Raw genomic sequence first — 18053 nt, 5'->3', positions numbered from 1 at the left:
TGTTCGCGGATGACGACACTAGGATAGGGACCACAACAACAAAAAAGCGAGGGAACGTCATGCCCGGTCCTGCTGCGGAATATGACTTCATCATCGTCGGCGCCGGTCCGGCCGGCTGCCTGCTGGCCAATCGACTGTCCGCCGATCCGGCCCATCGCGTGCTGCTGCTGGAAGCCGGCGGGCGCGACAACCATCCCTGGATCCACATCCCCGTAGGCTATCTGTTCTGCATCGGCAATCCGCGCACCGACTGGTGCTTCAAGACCGAGGTGGAAGCGGGCCTGGGGGGCCGCGCGCTCAATTATCCACGCGGGCGGGTGCTGGGTGGCTGCTCGTCCATCAATGGCATGATCTACATGCGTGGCCAGGCCCGCGACTACGACGGCTGGGCCGCCGCCGGCAATCCCGGCTGGGGCTGGCAGGACGTGCTGCCGCTGTTCAAGCGCATGGAGGATCACTGCGACGGCAATTCAGAGTTTCATGGCGCCGGGGGCGAATGGCGGGTCGAGCGGCAGCGCCTGCACTGGACGCTGCTCGACGCCTTTCGCGCGGCCGCCGGCGAAACCGGCATCGCGCCGGTGGAGGACTTCAACACCGGTGACAACGAAGGCTGCGGCTACTTCCAGGTCAATCAGCGCAATGGCGTGCGCTGGAATGCCGCCAAGGCCTTTCTCAAGCCCATCCGCCAGCGCGCCAATCTCGAGGTGCTGACCGGCGTCCAGGTCGAGCGGGTGCTGCTGGAGGAGGGCAGGGCACGGGCGGTGCTGGCGCGCCTGCCGGGCCAGGCCGAGCCCCAGCGCCTGGTGGCACGGCGGGAGATCGTGCTCTGCGCCGGCGCCATCGGCTCGCCGACCCTGTTGCAGCGCTCCGGCATAGGGCCGCGCGGTCTGCTCGAAGGCCTGGGCATCGGCGTCCGGCACCGCCTGGAAGGGGTGGGCGGCAATCTGCAGGATCACCTGCAACTGCGGCTGATCTACCGGGTGCACGGCGTGCCGACCCTCAACGCCCTGGCCGGCAGTCTCTGGGGCAAGCTGGGCATGGGCCTGGAATACCTCTGGAAACGCAGTGGCCCCCTGGCCATGGCGCCGAGTCAGCTGGGCGCCTTCGCCCGCTCCGATCCCGGGCAGCCCTCGGCCAATCTGCAGTATCACGTGCAGCCGCTGTCGCTGGAGCGCTTCGGCGAGCCGCTGCACGGCTTTCCCGCCTTTACCGCCTCGGTGTGCAACCTGCGTCCGGCCAGTCGTGGCCAGGTGGCCATCCGCAGCGCCGACCCGCTGGCCGCGCCGCTGATCCAGCCGCGGTATCTCAGCGCGCCGGAGGATCTCAGGGTGGCCGCCGACGCCATCCGCCTTACCCGGCGCATCGTCGCCGCCCCGGCCCTGGCCGCCTATCGACCCGAGGAATACCTGCCGGGACCGGCCTACCAGAGCGAGGAGGAATTGCAGCAGGCGGCCGGCGCCATAGGCACCACCATCTTCCATCCATCCGGCACCTGTCGCATGGGCCAGGACGCCGACGCCGTGGTCGATGCGCGCCTGCGGGTGCATGGCATTCCCGGGCTGCGGGTGGCCGACGCCTCCATCATGCCGACCCTGGTCTCGGGCAACAGCTGCTCGCCAACGCTGATGATCGCCGAGCAGGCGGCCACCTTCATGCTGGCCGAGGCGCGCGAGCAGGGCAGTCACGAGCTGCCCGCCGTGGTGGCCCGGGCCAGCGCGGTCTCGGCGGCCTAGCGGCGTCCCTCCGCTTTCACCGACGGCGGGCCCCCCGCCGTTTCCACCGTAGTAGCTGTCGCCCATAACAACAATCAGCCCGGCGATCCCGGGTCAGGAGAACGTGCGATGTCCGACTATGCCCAACCCCGGGTCCAACCCAGCGCGGCCAGCAGTCGCCGCGAAGAACGCAAGGTGATCTTCGCCTCGTCCCTGGGAACCGTCTTCGAGTGGTACGACTTCTTTCTCTATGGCGCCCTGGCGGCGGTGATCAGCAAGCAGTTCTTCGCCGGCGTCAACGACACCACCGCCTTCATCTTCGCCCTGCTGGCCTTTGCCGCCGGCTTCGTGGTGCGGCCCTTCGGCGCCCTGGTGTTCGGGCGCCTGGGCGACATGGTCGGCCGCAAGTACACCTTTCTCGCCACCATCATCCTCATGGGCATCGCCACCTTCGGCGTCGGCCTGCTGCCCACCTACGCCAGCATCGGCGTGGCCGCACCCATCATCCTGGTGGTGCTGCGCCTGCTGCAGGGCCTGGCCCTGGGCGGCGAATACGGCGGCGCCGCCACCTACATCGCCGAGCACGCGCCGCCCGGCAAGCGCGGCGCCCATACCAGCTGGCTGCAATCCACCGCGACCCTGGGGCTGTTGCTGTCGCTGGTGGTGATCCTGGTCTGCCGCTATCTGACCGGCGACCAGTTCGAGGTCTGGGGCTGGCGCCTGCCGTTCCTGCTGTCGATCTTCCTGCTGGCCATCTCCACCTGGATCCGCATGTCGATGCACGAATCGCCCGCCTTCGTGCGCATGAAGGCCGAAGGCAAGCAGAGCAAGGCGCCGATCCGCGATTCCTTCACCAACTGGAGCAATCTCAAGGTGGTGCTGATCGCGCTGTTCAGCATCAACGGCGGCCAGGCGGTGACCTTCTACCTGTCGCAGTTCTATGTGATGTTCTTTCTCACCCAGACCCTCAAGCTGGATCCGGTGCTGGCGAACAACCTGCTGATCATCAGCGTCATCCTCGGCGCGCCCTTCTTCGTCATCGCCGGCTGGCTGTCGGACAAGGTCGGGCGCAAGCCGATCCTGATGCTCGGCCTGCTGCTGGCCACGGTGCTCTACTTCCCGCTGTTCAAGGCCCTGACCCACTACGCCAATCCGCAGATCTACCAGGCCAGCCAGCAGGCGCCCATCGTGGTGACCGCCGACCCGGCCACCTGCACCTTCCAGTTCGATCCGGTGGGCAAGGCGCGTTTCGACAGTCCCTGCGATCGGGTCAAGACACTGCTGGCCAAGAGCGGTCTGCCCTACCTCAGCGTGGCCGCGGCGCCCGGCGATGCGGTGCAGGTCAGCGTCGGCGACAAGCTCATCGTCGGCTTCGACGAACCGGCCCTGCGCGCCGCGGTGCAGGCCGCCGGCTATCCGGCCAAGGCCGACTCGGCCCAGGTCAACAAGCCGATGGTGGTGGCGGTGATCTTCGCCCTGATCCTGATCGCCACCCTCTGCTACGGACCGCTGGCGGCGCTGATGGTGGAGCTGTTCCCCACGCGCATCCGCTACACCTCCATGTCGCTGCCGTACCACATCGGCAACGGCTGGTTCGGCGGCTTCCTGCCCACGGTGTCCTTCGCCCTGGTGGTCTATACCGGCGACATCTTCTACGGCCTCTGGTACCCGGTGCTGATCACCGGCGTCAGCCTGGTGGTGGGGCTGCTGTGCCTGCCGGAAACCCGCCATCGCGATCTCGACGCCGATTGAGGCGCGTGCGGGCGGCGCTGCCCGCCGCCCGCTGAGTTTCGCCGCCGATTGGGTTATACTCGCGAGCTTTTCCACAGCTTTTCTCGCGAGTGTTTCCCCCATGGAAATCAACCCGATCGTCACCAGCATCAAGGACCTCACCAGCCGTACCCAGACCATTCGGGGGTATCTTTGACTACGATCTGAAAAAGGATCGTCTGGTCGAAGTCGAGCGCGAGCTCGAGGATCCCGCTGTCTGGAACAAGCCCGAATACGCCCAGAATCTCGGCCGCGAGCGCGCCCAGCTGGCCCAGGTGGTCGGGACCCTGGACGAGCTGACCGGTGGCCTGGCCGATGCCAGCGACCTGCTGGAGATGGCCGCCGAAGAGGAAGACCAGGGCGCGGTCGATGACGTGGCGACCGAGGTGGAGCGCCTGCGCGGCATCCTCGAGAAGCTGGAATTCCGCCGCATGTTCAGCGGCGAGATGGACCCCAACAACTGCTACCTGGACATCCAGGCCGGCTCCGGCGGCACCGAGGCCCAGGACTGGGCCAACATGCTGCTGCGCATGTACCTGCGCTGGGCCGACCAGCACGGTTTCAGCGCCGAGATCGTCGAGTTGTCGGAAGGCGAGGTCGCCGGCATCAAGGGCGCCACGGTGCACATCAAGGGCGAATACGCCTTCGGCTGGCTGCGCACCGAGATCGGCGTGCACCGCCTGGTGCGCAAGAGTCCCTTCGACTCGGGCAACCGTCGCCACACCTCCTTCACCGCGGTGTTCGTCTCGCCCGAGATCGACGACAACATCGACATCGAGATCAACCCGTCCGATCTGCGCATCGACACCTACCGCTCCTCGGGTGCGGGTGGTCAGCACGTGAACACCACCGACTCCGCGGTGCGGATCACCCACGTGCCCACCAACACCGTGGTGGCCTGCCAGAACGAGCGTTCCCAGCACGCCAACAAGGACACCGCCATGAAGATGCTGCGGGCCAAGTTGTACGAGCTGGAGATGCAGAAGCGCACCGCCGCCTCCCAGGCGCTGGAGGACTCCAAGTCCGATATCGGCTGGGGCCACCAGATTCGCTCCTACGTCCTCGACGCCTCGCGGATCAAGGATCTGCGCACCGGCGTGGAACGCAGCGACTGCGACAAGGTGCTCGACGGCGATCTGGACGAATACCTCGAAGCCAGCCTCAAGCAGGGCATCTAACCAATCTATCTCTGTAGGAGCGGCCCATGGCCGCGATGGCCGCGACTCCCCCAGGCTGCGGCCAGGATCGCGGCCATGGGCCGCTCCTACGGCAAGCACTCCCCAGGTAAACAGCAGACATGAGCGAACAACCCCTAGACCCCCAAGCCCAGGAACAGGAAGACAACAAGCTGATCGCCCAGCGCAAGGAAAAGCTCTCCGCGCTGCGTGCCCAGCAGGCCATTCCCTTCCCCAACGACTTCCGCCGCGACAGCCTGGCCGGTGATCTGCAGCAGCAGTACGCCGACAAGACCAAGGAAGAGCTGGAAGCCGCGGGCATCAAGGTCAAGGTGGCCGGCCGCATCATGCTCAACCGCGGCGCCTTCATGGTGCTGCAGGACACCAGCGGGCGCATCCAGGTCTACGTCGACCGCAAGACCCTGCCGGCCGAGACCCTGGAAGCGGTCAAGACCTGGGACCTGGGCGACATCATCGCCACCGAAGGCACCCTGGCCCGCTCCGGCAAGGGCGATCTCTACGTCAACATGAGCGACGTGCGACTGCTGACCAAGTCGCTGCGACCGCTGCCCGACAAGCACCACGGCCTGACCGACACCGAGCTGCGCTATCGCCAGCGCTATGTCGACCTGATCGTCAACGAAGAGGTGCGCCAGACCTTCCGCGTACGCTCCCAGGTCATCGCCCACATCCGCCGCTTCCTCATGGAGCGGGGCTTCCTCGAAGTGGAAACCCCCATGCTGCAGACCATTCCCGGCGGTGCGGCGGCCAAGCCCTTCGAGACCCACCACAACGCCCTGGACATGGCCATGTTCCTGCGCATCGCGCCGGAGCTGTACCTCAAGCGCCTAGTGGTCGGTGGCTTCGAGAAGGTCTTCGAGATCAACCGCAACTTCCGTAACGAAGGCGTCTCGACCCGGCACAACCCCGAGTTCACCATGCTCGAGTTCTACCAGGCCTACGCCGACTACGAAGACAACATGGACCTCACCGAGGAACTGTTCCGCGAACTGGCGCAACTGGTCCTGGGCAGCACCGACGTGCCGTACGGCGACAAGGTGTTCCACTTCGGCGAGCCGTTCGCGCGCCTGTCGGTGTTCGACTCGATCCTCAAGTACAACCCGGACATCACCGCTGCCGACCTGCAGGACGTCGACAAGGCCCGTGCCATCGCCAAGCAGGCCGGTGCCAAGGTGCTGGGCCACGAGGGCCTGGGCAAGCTGCAGGTGATGATTTTCGAAGAGCTGGTCGAGCACAAGCTGGAGCAGCCGCACTTCATCACCGAATACCCGTTCGAGGTTTCGCCACTGGCGCGCCGCAACGACAAGAACCCCAACGTCACCGACCGCTTCGAGCTGTTCATCGGTGGCCGCGAGATCGCCAACGCCTACTCCGAGCTCAACGACGCCGAAGACCAGGCCGACCGCTTCATGGCCCAGGTGGCCGAGAAGGACGCCGGCGACGACGAAGCCATGCACTTCGACGCCGACTTCGTGCGCGCCCTGGAATACGGCATGCCGCCCACCGCAGGTGAAGGCATCGGTATCGACCGTCTGGTGATGCTGCTGACCAACTCGCCGTCGATCCGCGACGTGATTCTGTTCCCGCACATGCGTCCACAGGCCTGATCGTCCCTTTAGCCGCTCTGCCGCCCAGATTGGCTCGGTAGAAGCGGCTTCAGCCGCGCAAGCGCCAGGAAATTCACTGCATCTGTCGTGAACAGGCGGTCGCTTCGCGGCTTAAGCCGCTCCTACCCGGTCTAGCCGAACAGTAGGGGTTTCAGCGGTGAAGAAGCCGGCAGAGAGATCGCGACGTTTTGGCCGTTGAAGCGGTTGTTCATGGCTGTAGCGGCGCCTGCTCGGGGAGTGGCTACAGCCAACATTGTTGCGTCGGCCGGGAACTCTTCGCGGCAGACGTCGCTCCCACAGGTCGGCGAAGCGAATAAATTGGATCCGACCATGGAAGTGACGCCAGTAGAACCTGTGGTGAACGACACCACCCAAGGAGCGGCCAAGGTCGCCAGTGCCGTTGCCCAGAGCGTGCGCTATCAGGGCCGCAAGGCCAGTCGCCGGGGCAGCGAGCAACGCCGCCAGGCAATCCTCGATGCCGCCATGCGCATCGTCATCCGTGATGGCGTGCGCGGTGTGCGTCATCGTGCGGTGGCCGCCGAGGCTGACGTGCCGCTGTCGGCCACGACCTACTACTTCAAGGACATCGATGACCTGCTCAACGATGCCTTCGCGCAATACGTCGAACGCAGTGCGGTGTACCTGGCCCGCCTGTGGCAGAACACCGAAGTCATCCTGCGCGACATGCTGGCCCGCAACGATGGCAGCCCGGCCGGGCGCCAGTGCCTGACCCGCGATATCGCGCGGATGATCCAGGACTATATCGAGCACCAGTTGCAGACCCGCCGCGACCAGCTGATCGCCGAATACGCCTTCTATCTCGAGGCGTTGATCAACCCGCGTCTGGCGCTGCTGGTCGCCGACCACCAGCAGATTCTCTTTCGCGGCGCCTGCCAGTTCCTCCAGGTGCTGGGCTCGGCGCAGCCGCAGCAGGATGCCGAAGTGTTGACGGGCATGATCCGCCGGATGGAATATCAAGGCCTCTTGCAAGGCCTCACGGCGCAGGCGGCCAGCCAGCGCGAGGCGCTCCTGACCCGCCAGTTGCAGCAGTTCCTCGGTACGGCGGCGACGGACCCAGGCCAGGCTTGACCAACATCAGGATCGAGGAGTACCGGGTGGACGAGTACCAGCAGACCATTCGCGGGTTATCCGACCGCATCGTGACAGCACAGACGCCGATCCGCGTGCTTGATGCGGTGAAATGGGACGATGGGGTGCGCAAGACCTTCCTCGCCGCCAAAGGCAAGGAATTGCCTGCGGTGAACCGCGACTATTACCAGGGCCGCGCCCTGGGCTTCGATGCCAGTGCCCTCAAGCAGGAGTTCCAGGACATCGAACGCGACATCACCCGGCAACTGGGGCAGTTCAACCCGGTCGGGCAGATCATGCGCCGCATGTGCCGCGAATACCGCATGGTGGTGCGCATGCTCGAAGCCCGCGGCACGCCGGACTTCGGGCTGATTTCCCAGGAGCTCTATGGCGCGGCCTCCGATGCCTTCCATGCCGGCGACCCGACCCTGTCGGACCTGGGCATGATGCTTTCGGGCTACCTGAACAACATCGCCGGGCGTGGCGATCTCAAGGACGAGCCCAAGACCCTCACCGCCAAGGATGCCGTGGAGATCCTCCAGCGTCGCCTGAACCGCGTGTTCGGCGAAGCCGAGGCCACGGTGCGGGTCTTCGAGTCCGACGGCATCGTCGCCGATGCGGCAGCCGGTGCCGACTACATCAAGATCCGCTCCGATGCGATGTTCAACGAGCGAGACGTGCGTGCCCTGGAGGTGCATGAAGGGCTGGTGCACGTCGGCACCACCCTCAACGGTCTGAACCAGCCGATCTGCACCTTCCTGTCCAAGGGGCCGCCGTCCTCGACCGTGACCCAGGAAGGCCTGGCGATCCTCATGGAGGTCATCGCCTTCGCCTCCTACCCCAGCCGACTGCGCAAGCTCACCAACCGGACCCGCGCCATCCACATGGCGGAGGAGGGCGCCGACTTCCTGCAGGTGTTCGACTTCTACCGGGAGCAGGGCTTCAGCATGGCCGACAGCTACGGCAATGCCAGCCGGGTGTTCCGTGGTTCCAGCCCCGATGGCTTGCCCTTCACCAAGGACCTGTCGTACCTGAAGGGTTTCATCATGATCTACAACTACATCCAGCTGGCCGTGCGCAAGGGCAAGCTCGAACAGGTGCCCTTGCTGTTCTGCGGCAAGACCACCCTGGAAGACATGCGCACCCTGCGCCAACTTGTGGATGAAGGCCTGGTGGTCGCGCCGCGTTACCTGCCCGACCAGTTCCGCGACATGAACGCCCTGTCGGCGTGGATGTGCTTCTCCAACTTCCTGAACCATCTGAGCCTGGACAGGATCGAAGCAGACTACGCCAACATCCTCTGAGGCTCATCAAGGCCGCGAGCCTCGCAGCCCCACCACGAAGGACCGTCGTCTTGAAACTGATCGGCACCCTGATCCTCCTGCTCAGCCTCGGCGGTTGCAGTTCCATGCTGTTCTACCCGGAGAAGGGCCAGCCGTTCACCCCCGACAAGGCGCACATTGCCTGGCGCGACGTGTCGCTGAGCGCCGCCGACGGTACGCGCCTGCATGGCTGGTGGTTGCCGGCCAAGGCCGGGGTGCCGGTCAAGGGCACGGTGCTGCACCTGCATGGCAACGGCGGCAACCTGGCTTGGCACCTGGGCGGCAGCTGGTGGCTGCCGGAGCAGGGCTACCAGGTGCTGATGCTCGACTATCGCGGTTACGGCCTGTCTGCCGGTGAACCGAGCCTGCCGGCCATCTACCAGGACCTCGACGCCGCCTTCGCCTGGCTGGACGCTGCCCCTGAGGTGCAGGGGCACCCACGCATCGTGCTGGGCCAGAGCATCGGCGGTGCGCTGGCGGTGCACTATCTGGCGGCCCATCCCGAACAGCGCCGCCGTCTGCAAGCCCTGGTGCTCGACGGCGTGCCGGCCAGCTACCGCGACGTGGCGCGGCATACCCTGGGTACGTCATGGCTGACCTGGCCTTTCAAGCGCCCGCTGTCCTGGCTGATTCCCGACGCCGACAGCGCCGTGCATGGCATCGCCCAGCTCAAGGGCACGCCGATCCTGCTATTCCACAGCCTGGACGACGAGATCGTGCCGCTGGACAACGGCCTGACCCTGTACAAGGCTGCGCCCCTGCCACGGGTCCTGCAGCTGACCCGCGGCGGGCATGTGCAGACCTTCGCCGACCCGACGTTCCGCCAGGTGCTGCTGCGCTACCTCGAAGACCCCCGGCACTTCAACGGCCTGCGCCGCCTGGGCGAGATTCCCAATTACGACACCGGTACGCCGTAGCCGCACCGTCGCCCCACTGATCAGGATGGCCCATGCCCGAGACTTCCCCGCCCCGTTTTTCCGGCTTCGTGCGCGTGCGTGGCGCCCGCGAGCACAACCTCAAGAACGTCGACGTCGATGTACCGCGTGATGCGCTGGTGGTGTTCACCGGCGTGTCCGGTTCAGGCAAGTCCTCGCTGGCGTTCTCGACGCTGTACGCCGAGGCCCAGCGGCGCTATTTCGAGTCGGTGGCGCCCTATGCCCGGCGCCTGATCGACCAGGTCGGCGTGCCGGATGTCGACGCCATCGAGGGCTTGCCGCCGGCGGTGGCCTTGCAACAGCAGCGCGGCAGTCCCGGTGCGCGCTCTTCGGTGGGCAGCGTCACCACCCTGTCGAGCCTGATCCGCATGCTCTATTCGCGGGCCGGCACCTACCCGGCCGATCAGCCGATGCTGTACGCCGAAGACTTTTCGGCCAACACCCCGCAGGGCGCCTGCCCGCAGTGCCACGGCCTGGGGCGGGTGCACGAGGTCACCGAGGCCTCGATGGTGCCCGATCCGTCCTTGACCATTCGCCAGAAGGCCATCGCCGCCTGGCCGCCGGCCTGGCAAGGGCAGAACCTGCGCGACATTCTGGTGACCCTGGGCTATGACGTCGACATTCCCTGGCGTGACCTGCCCAGGAAACAGCGTGACTGGATTCTGTTCACCGAGGAAACCCCGACGGTGCCGGTGTACGCCGGTTTCACCCCGGCGCAGACCCGCGAAGCGCTCAAGCGCAAGCAGGAGCCGAGCTACCAGGGCACCTTCAGCGGTGCGCGGCGCTACCTGCTGCACACCTTCATGCATTCGCAGAGTGCGCAGATGCGCAAGCGTGTCGCCCAGTACATGCTCGCCAGCCCCTGCCCGTCGTGCGAAGGCAAGCGGCTCAAGCGTGAGGCGCTGAGCGTGACCTTCGCTGGCCTGGACATTGCCGAACTGCTAGGCCTGCCGCTGCGCCAGCTGACTGAACTGCTGCAGCAGGTGGCCAGCCGCGAGTGGCTCGAAGACGAAAACGCCGATGCGTCACTGGAAAAGCGCCTGGCCGCACAGCGCATCGCCAACGAGCTTCTGGAACGCATCACCACCCTGACCGATCTGGGCCTGGGCTACCTGGCCCTGGAGCGCAGCACGCCCACGCTGTCTTCCGGCGAGTTGCAGCGCCTGCGCCTGGCCACCCAGCTCAACTCCCAACTGTTCGGCGTCATCTATGTGCTCGACGAACCCTCCGCCGGCCTGCACCCGGCCGACAGCGAAGCCTTGCTCGATGCCCTGCAACGCCTCAAGGCCGCAGGCAACTCGGTGTACGTGGTGGAGCACGACCTGGACACCATGCGCCGCGCCGACTGGCTGGTGGATGTCGGCCCGGCGGCTGGCGAACAGGGCGGGCAGGTGCTGTACAGCGGTCCGCCGGCCGGTCTCGAGCAGGTCAGTGAATCACGCACCCGGCATTACCTGTTCGCTACGGAAAAGCCGACGCCACGGCTGCCACGCACGGCGCAGGGCTGGCTGCGTCTGGAAGGCATTACCCGCAACAACCTGGTCGAGCTGGAGGCTGCGTTTCCGCTGGGCTGCTTTACCTCGGTGACCGGCATTTCCGGCTCGGGCAAGTCCAGCCTGGTCAGCCATGCGTTGCTGGATCTGGTGGGTGCTCACCTGGGGCATGCCGAGGCGTCGCAAGAGACCGAGCAGGTGGGGCTCGAGGACGAGCCGCAGCCGCGTAGCGGCGGGCGGGTGAGTGCTGGGGTCGAGCAGCTCAAGCGTCTGGTCCAGGTGGATCAGAAACCCATTGGCCGCACGCCACGTTCCAACCTGGCGACCTACACCGGGCTGTTCGACCACGTACGCAAGCTGTTCGCCGCCACCTCACAGGCTCAGGCGCTGGGCTTCGACGCCGGGCAGTTTTCCTTCAACGTGGCCAAGGGACGTTGCGAGCAATGTGAGGGCGAGGGCTTCGTCAGCGTCGAACTGCTGTTCATGCCCAGCGTCTATGCCCCGTGCCCGACCTGCCATGGCGCACGCTACAACCCGCAGACGCTGCAGGTGGCCTGGAATGGCCTGAACATCGCCGAGGTCTTGCAGCTCACCGTCGAGCAGGCCTGTGAGGTGTTCGCCGAGCAGGCGCCGGTGCGCCGCTCACTGCAGGTGCTCAGCGAACTGGGCCTGGGCTACCTGCGCCTCGGGCAGCCGGCCACCGAGCTGTCTGGCGGTGAGGCGCAGCGCATCAAGCTGGCCACCGAGCTGCAACGCAGTGCTCGCGGTGCCACCCTCTACGTGCTCGACGAACCCACCAATGGCCTGCACCCGCAGGACATCGATCGGCTGATGCTGCAACTCAACCGCCTGGTGGATGCCGGACACAGCGTGGTGGTGGTCGAACACGACATGCGCGTGGTGGCGCAGAGTGACTGGGTAATCGACATCGGCCCCGGCGCGGCGGATGCCGGTGGTCGGGTGGTGGTCAGCGGCCTGCCGCAGGAGGTGGCCGCCTGCGCCGAGAGTCGCACGGCACCGTTCCTGGCGCGGGCGCTGCAAGGGCAGTGACGCGAGGGACTGCCGGTTCGAGAACTCAGCGCCAGCGCCCCCTTGCGCTGCCGTAGGCGCGGCTTCAGCCGCGAAGCGACCGCCTGTTCACAGTAGATAGACCGTGGGAGCGAGCTTGCTCGCGAAGGCGGCGTCATGCTCACAACAAATGGGGTGACCTACCGGCCATTTCGCGAGCAAGCTCGCTCCCACAACGGTATTGCTATCAGCCGGGAAACGTCCTGGCAGTCGAAGCTGCTCGCACCTGTGAGCGAGCAGCTGTGGGGCTGGGGCGATCAGAACCCGACGGTGGCCGACAACAGGTAGGTGCGTGGCGTCGACAGGGTCAGGCCCGGCTCGCTGTCGTCGGAGGCGCCGGCCGAGGCCCAGTAGGCCTTGTCCAGTACGTTCTCGACATTGGCGCGCAGGGTCACGTCCGTGCTGTTGATCTTGAAGGCATAGCGCGCGCCAAGGTCGAAGCGCTCCCAGCTGTCGATGGATTTGCTGTTGGCCTGGTCCAGGTACTGCGAGCTGGAGTAGATACCGCGTGCGGTAAGGGTCACGCCCTGCAGGCCCGGTACGTCCCATTCGCCGCCCAGGTTGACGTTGTACTTGGGCGTGGCCGGTGCACGGTTGCCGTCGTAGACACCGTTGACGGTGTCGGTCAGCTCGCTGTGGATGTACATCACCCCGCCGAGCAGGCGCACGCCCTGCAGGGGTTCGCCGAACACGTTCAGTTCCACGCCGGTGTTCTCGCGCTTGCCGCTGGGGCCGAAGACCCGCGTGGTGGCGTTGGTCTCGTAGGCCGGCTGCTTGACCCGGAACACACTGGCGGTGAAGGCCAGGTTGCCCAGGTCGTACTTGCTGCCCACCTCGATCTGGCGGCTGATGAAGGGCGCGAAGATCTGGTTTTCATTGATCGAGGTGGAAGGCGCCACCTTGCCCAGGCTCAGGCCTTCCATGTAGTTGGCATACAGCGACCACTGGTCGGTGACCTTGTAGACCACCCCGCCGGAGGGCGAGAACTTCTTCTCGTCGTAGGCGGTGGCGCCTTTGACGCCATCGCTCCAGTCATCCACCTGCACGCGCTGGAAGCGCCCGCCCAGGGTGACCAGCAGGCGGTCATCGAAGAAGCCCAGGGTGTCGGCCAGGCCCAGGCTGTCGAAGCGGTTCTCGGTGTAGTCCTTCGAATCCAGGCGCGTCGGCGCATTGGGCAAGGGCCGTTGCACCGGGTTGTAGATATTGCCGGCAGCGGTGGCATAGCGCGCCCCACCGTTGGTGAAGTCCATGTAGAAATGCGTGGCCGAGATGTTCAGCTCGTGGCTGACGGGACCTGTCTGCAACCACTTGCGCGCGCCCACAGTGGCGGTACGCACGCTTTCATCACGGGTGAAGTAGCGTGGCGAAATGGTGAAGTCGCCCGCGTTGTTGGTCACGCTCACGGCGTGGCGCATGAACTCATGGTTGCTTTCGCGCGCACCTACCGCGCCATAGACCATGAAGGAATCGCTGATGTCGTATTCGGCATTGAGGTCGCCGAAGGTGTCGTTGGTGCTCGCCCAGCTCCAGGCCTGGGCGTAGTTCTTGTGGATCGAGCTGGCGCTCGGCACCTGGGCGTTGGCGCCGACCTGGATACGCTCCTGCGGGGCATCGGTGTCGCGTTCGGTTCGGCCGATGTCCGCCGACACGCGCAGGCGCTCGCCACGGAAGTCCAGGCCCAGTACCGACAGCTCGCGGTCGACGTTCTGGTGATCCCACTCGGTGTCACCGGACTGCTTCACGCCGTTGAAGCGGATGCCGTATTCGTTGTTGTCACCGAAGCGCCGACCGACATCCACGGCGCCGCCGACCTGGCTGTCGGAAGCCACGCTGCCGGTGAACTCGGTGATCGGCTTGTCGGTGGCGCGCTTGGCTACCACGTTGACGCCACCGCCGATGCTGCCGCGCGGCGAAATGCCGTTGAGCAGTTGGTTGGTGCCCTTGAATACGTCGACCCGGTCGGCCATTTCCATGTCGATGGAATAGGTGGGCAGCACGCCGTACAGGCCGTTATAGGACACATCGGTGTTGAACAGGCTGAAGCCGCGGATGATGAACTGCTCGAAGCGTCCACCCGCCGGGTTGGTGGTGCGTACCGACGGGTCGCTGGCCACCAGGTCGCCCAAGGTGCGGGCTTGCTGGTTCTTGGCGGTTTCGCTGGTGTAGGTGGTGCTGCTCAGCGGGGTATCCATGAAGTCCCGCGAACCCAGCAGGCCCAGTGAGCCACGCCGCGCCACCTGGTTGCCGGCGTAGCGCTCGCCGTCGCCGTTGAACGACAGGATGCTGGTGCTGACGATGTCGGTGCTGCCCAGCTCCAGAGCGCCGCTGCGCTGCGGTACCGGCACCAGGGTGTAGCCGCCACCCACCGCCTGCAGCTGCAGGCCGCTGCCCTGCAACAGGCGCTGGAAGCCTTCCTCCACGCCATAGCTGCCCGACAGCCCGGCGCTGTGGCGGCCCTGAATCAGCGCCGGGTCCACCGACAGGCTGACCCCGGCCTGGCCGGCGAAACGGGTCAGCGCCGAGCCGAGGTCTCCGGCCGGTACCTCGAAGCTGCGTGTCTCGGCCAGGGCCAGCTCCGGCAGGGTGGCTGGCAGGCCGAGGGCCAGGCTCAGGTACAGGGTCGAGCGGGAGATCGAAGACGCCAGGAGCGAACGGCGGCGTGGCAGTGCAGGCATTGCGGTGCTCTCTTTTCTGGATGCTGTTAACCCTCATGACACGCCAGCGAGGAAAAGGGGACAGACCTGGCGGAAAAAATCTCACGATTGTCTGCGGTGCATTCGCAGGCTGCTGAGCCGCGCCGGAAAACGGGTACACTCGCCAGCTTTCCCGGCAGGATTTCGGAATTCGCCATGCGGTCTTCTTCCGTTGCTCGACGCCAGGCGCTGGTCCGCTGGCTGTATCTGGTGGCCGCCGCGCATCTGGGCGGTGGTGTGCTGTTGAGTTGGGCCGGCCACAGCGGCCTGTTCGACGCCTACCTGACCTCGCTGGAGCAGGCCTTCTGGGGTGGCCTGGCGCCGGCCCCGGCGCGGGCCCAGCAGACCTGGTGGCTGGCGCTGTTCGGCGCGACCCTGCAGGCCTACTCGCTGTACATGCTGGCGCTGGTGCACATCGGCAGCCGCCTGCGCCAGCCGCGGGTATGGGGCTGGCTGATCGCCGGCCTGCTGCTCTGGGCGCCGCAGGACATGCTCATCTCGCTGCAGGCCAGCCTCTGGTCGCACCTGTTGATCGACGCCCTGGCGCTGCTGGCCCTGTTGCCACCCCTGCTGTGGCTGTACCGTCATGACCGGAGTGGCGCATGAGCAAGCCGTTGCTGTACCTGCTGGCCGGCAACGGCAGCTGCGCGCGCTGGTGGGACGACGTGCTGCCGCACTTCCAGCATTACCAGGTGGTGCCGCTGGAGCTGCCAGGCTTCGGCGACAACCCCGAGCCGCCGTGCAGCGACCTGGCCGGTTACGCCCGCGCGCTGCTGGCCGCCACCCGGCGCGGCAGCGCGATCCTCGCCACCGGGGTGAGTGCCTTGCTGGTGCTGCACGCGCTGCAACGCCAGCCGGGGCATTTCTCGCGTAGCGTATTGTTGTCGCCGGTGGGTGCCTTTCTCTGGCAACGCCGCTTGCCGGCACTGATGTCGCCGTTGCCGGTGCGCAAGGCCATCCACTGGCTGCTGGCGCACCGCCCCACGTTGTTCGCCCGCAAGTTCTCCCGCCAGCGCTGGAGCGCCGCGCAGTATCGGCGCATGGGCGAGGGCTACGCGCGCTGCCGGGCCTTCGTGCCGTACTGGGACCTGCTGCGCGCCGACACCGCCTTGCCCTTGCTGGAGTGGATCGAAGACCCGCTGGAGCTGGTGTGGGGCGACCAGGACGGCCTGCTGGGCAGTGAGCAGGCGGCCGCCTGGTCGGCGATCCTCGCCCGCGCCGACCTGCGCATCAGCCTGCAGCCGGGGTGGGGGCATTACCCCTGGATCGACGATCCGGCCGGCTTCGCCGCCTGGCTGGAAGCGCGCGAGCCAGGTTTTATCGCCCACACCAAGGGCGGCCGACTGCACCTGGCGCAACTGGCCGGGCAGCCGGTGCCGATGGCGCTGAACCTGGAGCAGGCCGCCGACCCCAGGCTGCCTGCGCTGTTGGCCGATGCCCCACAAGCCTTGTGGGCGGTGCGCTCGTCCAGTTTCGGCGAAGACCAGGCCGATGCGGCCAATGCCGGGCTGAATACCACGTACCTGCGTGTACCGGGCGCCGAGGTCCATGCCCGGGTCGAGGACCTGCTGGGGGCCGGGGTCGAGCAGGTGGTGGTGCAGCGCTTCATCGAGCCTCGGGTGTCCGGCATCGGTTTCGTGCGCCATCTGGCCGTGGAGCTGGAATGGGTCGAGGGGCATCTGGCGGCCCTGGCCGATGGCCTGGTCAGCCCGCAGCGGGCGGTGCTGTCGCGCCTGGGCGAGGCCTGGAGCAGTGGCCAGTTCCCTACCGTGCACGGCCTGACCCAGGTCCGCCTGTGGGACTTCCTGCAGGGCGTGCTGCGGGTCTTCCACTATGTGCCGGGCGATGTGGAGTGGGCCTGGGACGGCCAGCAGCTGTGGCTGCTGCAGTATCGGCCGATCAGCGACTACGGCTGGCGCCGCCACCTCACGGCGGCCAACATCGCCGAGATCCTGCCGCCACAGCCCAGCCGCTTCGTCGAGTACGGCCAGCGCCGCGCTGCGGCGAGCATTCCGGCGATCATGGCGCGCTGGGATACCCGCGTGCTGCAGGACAACGAACCCTTCACGGCGGTGTACGACGGCGCCTCGTACATCAACAACGACCTGTTCCTGGCGCGTCTGGCCGACTGGGGCATTCCCTCCAGCCAATACGCTGGCGAGGTGGGCGGTGCCGCGCCACACCTGCCGCTGCGGCCATGGCGTGTGCTGCGCTCGCTGCCGGTGTTCCTGCGCATGCAACGCATCGCCAGGGGCCAGTTGCCGCATCTGGAGCGCCAACTGCGGCGCTTCGATCGTGAGCTGGCGCAACTGGTCGAGCAGGGCGCCAGCGGCCAGCAACTGGCTGACTGGTTCAGCCGTTTCTATGTGTTCGTGGTGCAGGGCAATCTGTGCATCGCCACCGCCCTGGCCAGCAGTGGCGGTGACCGTCTGGGCCGTCCGCCCACCGCCTACGGCAGCCTGGATGACTGCCCGCACCGCCTGCCGTGGGAAACCGACCCCGGCACGCCACGGCCGCCGCTGACCGATCTGCCGTTGCAGGCCTTTCCGACCTGGCCGCGTTTGATCCGCCTGGCGCATGCAGCGGGCCTGCCGGGTATGCGCGGCTACTACCTGCAGGTGCGCGAGTGGTACCGCGACAACCTGATGCGGGTGTTCTTTCGCCTGCACCACGCCATGCCCGAGGCCGAGCGCGGTCATTGGTTCGCGGCATATCCTCATGTGCGCAGCCGCGATGGCAGCTTCTGGCAGGATGGCCGCGAAGGTGACGAGCTGGCGGCCGGGTTCATGATCTACCCCGGTGAGGTGCGCGGCGTCCTCGGCCAGGACATCCTCCTGGAAGACAGCCTCGACCCCGGCCGGCATGCGCAGTACCAGGCCGCCCGGGGCGTGGTGGCGCGGATGGGCGGGCGGCTGTCGCATGGCTCGACCCTGCTGCGCGAGTTGCGCAAGCCGTCGGCGGTGCTGCCGCAGGTGGATGCCGGCTGGCTGGGCCGTGAAGTGATTCTGCGCGACGGCCAGTTGCAGCTGGCTTGAGCGCCTCGTCATTCAGCGCTAGGACCGGCCTCAGCCGCAATACTGTTCGGTCAAGTGCTTTGCGGCTTTGTTGGAGCTTGCTCGCGAAGAGGCTGGCAAACCTCATGCATCTGTTGTGAACGCGACGCAGCCA

11 protein-coding genes are annotated in these 18053 nt (G+C 66.6%); 10 read left to right on the top strand and 1 reads right to left on the bottom strand.

The window, feature by feature from the left end:
• Window positions 1–59: 59 nt before the first annotated feature.
• The 8 genes from QZ497_RS17430 (at window position 60) to QZ497_RS17395 (ending at window position 12174) form a co-directional block, all read left to right on the top strand.
• Window positions 60–1733, top strand: a complete 1674-nt coding sequence (locus QZ497_RS17430; RefSeq protein ID WP_150339473.1) for a GMC family oxidoreductase — start codon at window positions 60–62, stop codon at window positions 1731–1733.
• A gap of 108 nt (window positions 1734–1841) precedes the next feature.
• On the top strand, window positions 1842–3464 hold the full coding sequence (locus QZ497_RS17425; protein ID WP_295477204.1) for an MFS transporter: 1623 nt from the start codon (window positions 1842–1844) through the stop codon (window positions 3462–3464).
• A gap of 100 nt (window positions 3465–3564) precedes the next feature.
• Window positions 3565–4660, top strand: a protein-coding gene (gene prfB / locus QZ497_RS17420) for a peptide chain release factor 2 (protein ID WP_100168977.1) whose coding sequence is annotated in 2 segments (ribosomal slippage) — window positions 3565–3636 and window positions 3638–4660 — 1095 coding nt in all. Because the reading frame shifts where the segments join, the coding sequence is not laid out codon by codon here.
• Window positions 4661–4779: 119 nt separating this feature from the next.
• Complete coding sequence (gene lysS, locus QZ497_RS17415; RefSeq protein ID WP_295477200.1) at window positions 4780–6285, top strand: lysine--tRNA ligase; 1506 nt, start codon at window positions 4780–4782, stop codon at window positions 6283–6285.
• A gap of 330 nt (window positions 6286–6615) precedes the next feature.
• Window positions 6616–7374: a TetR family transcriptional regulator gene (locus QZ497_RS17410; protein WP_295477198.1), complete on the top strand. Its 759-nt coding sequence runs from the start codon at window positions 6616–6618 to the stop codon at window positions 7372–7374.
• Window positions 7375–7400: 26 nt separating this feature from the next.
• Complete coding sequence (locus tag QZ497_RS17405; RefSeq protein WP_295477221.1) at window positions 7401–8678, top strand: flavohemoglobin expression-modulating QEGLA motif protein; 1278 nt, start codon at window positions 7401–7403, stop codon at window positions 8676–8678.
• Window positions 8679–8728: 50 nt separating this feature from the next.
• Window positions 8729–9613, top strand: coding sequence for an alpha/beta hydrolase (locus QZ497_RS17400; protein ID WP_295477196.1), 885 nt, complete (start codon window positions 8729–8731; stop codon window positions 9611–9613).
• Between the two features lie 32 nt (window positions 9614–9645).
• Window positions 9646–12174 (top strand): excinuclease ABC subunit UvrA, encoded by a 2529-nt coding sequence (locus QZ497_RS17395; protein WP_295477194.1) that lies wholly within the window; start codon window positions 9646–9648, stop codon window positions 12172–12174.
• 275 nt (window positions 12175–12449) lie between these two features.
• Here QZ497_RS17395 and QZ497_RS17390 read toward each other — a convergent pair whose 3' ends face one another.
• Complete coding sequence (locus QZ497_RS17390) at window positions 12450–14867, bottom strand: TonB-dependent receptor (protein ID WP_295477192.1); 2418 nt, start codon at window positions 14865–14867, stop codon at window positions 12450–12452.
• A 174-nt stretch (window positions 14868–15041) separates the two neighbouring features.
• Here QZ497_RS17390 and QZ497_RS17385 point away from each other — a divergent pair, with 174 nt between their 5' ends.
• Both QZ497_RS17385 and QZ497_RS17380 read left to right on the top strand, forming a co-directional pair.
• A complete protein-coding gene (locus QZ497_RS17385; protein WP_295477191.1) occupies window positions 15042–15491 on the top strand; it encodes a cell division protein in 450 nt (149 codons plus the stop codon).
• Window positions 15488–17920, top strand: a complete 2433-nt coding sequence (locus tag QZ497_RS17380; protein ID WP_295477189.1) for a PEP-utilizing enzyme — start codon at window positions 15488–15490, stop codon at window positions 17918–17920. The genes QZ497_RS17385 and QZ497_RS17380 overlap by 4 nt, the downstream gene beginning before the upstream one ends.
• Window positions 17921–18053: the final 133 nt, after the last annotated feature.

The organism is uncultured Pseudomonas sp., from assembly GCF_913777995.1.
GTDB lineage: Bacteria > Pseudomonadota > Gammaproteobacteria > Pseudomonadales > Pseudomonadaceae > Aquipseudomonas.
Note: the sequence above shows the minus strand (reverse complement) of the source record. Positions and strands in the feature narration are given on the sequence as shown.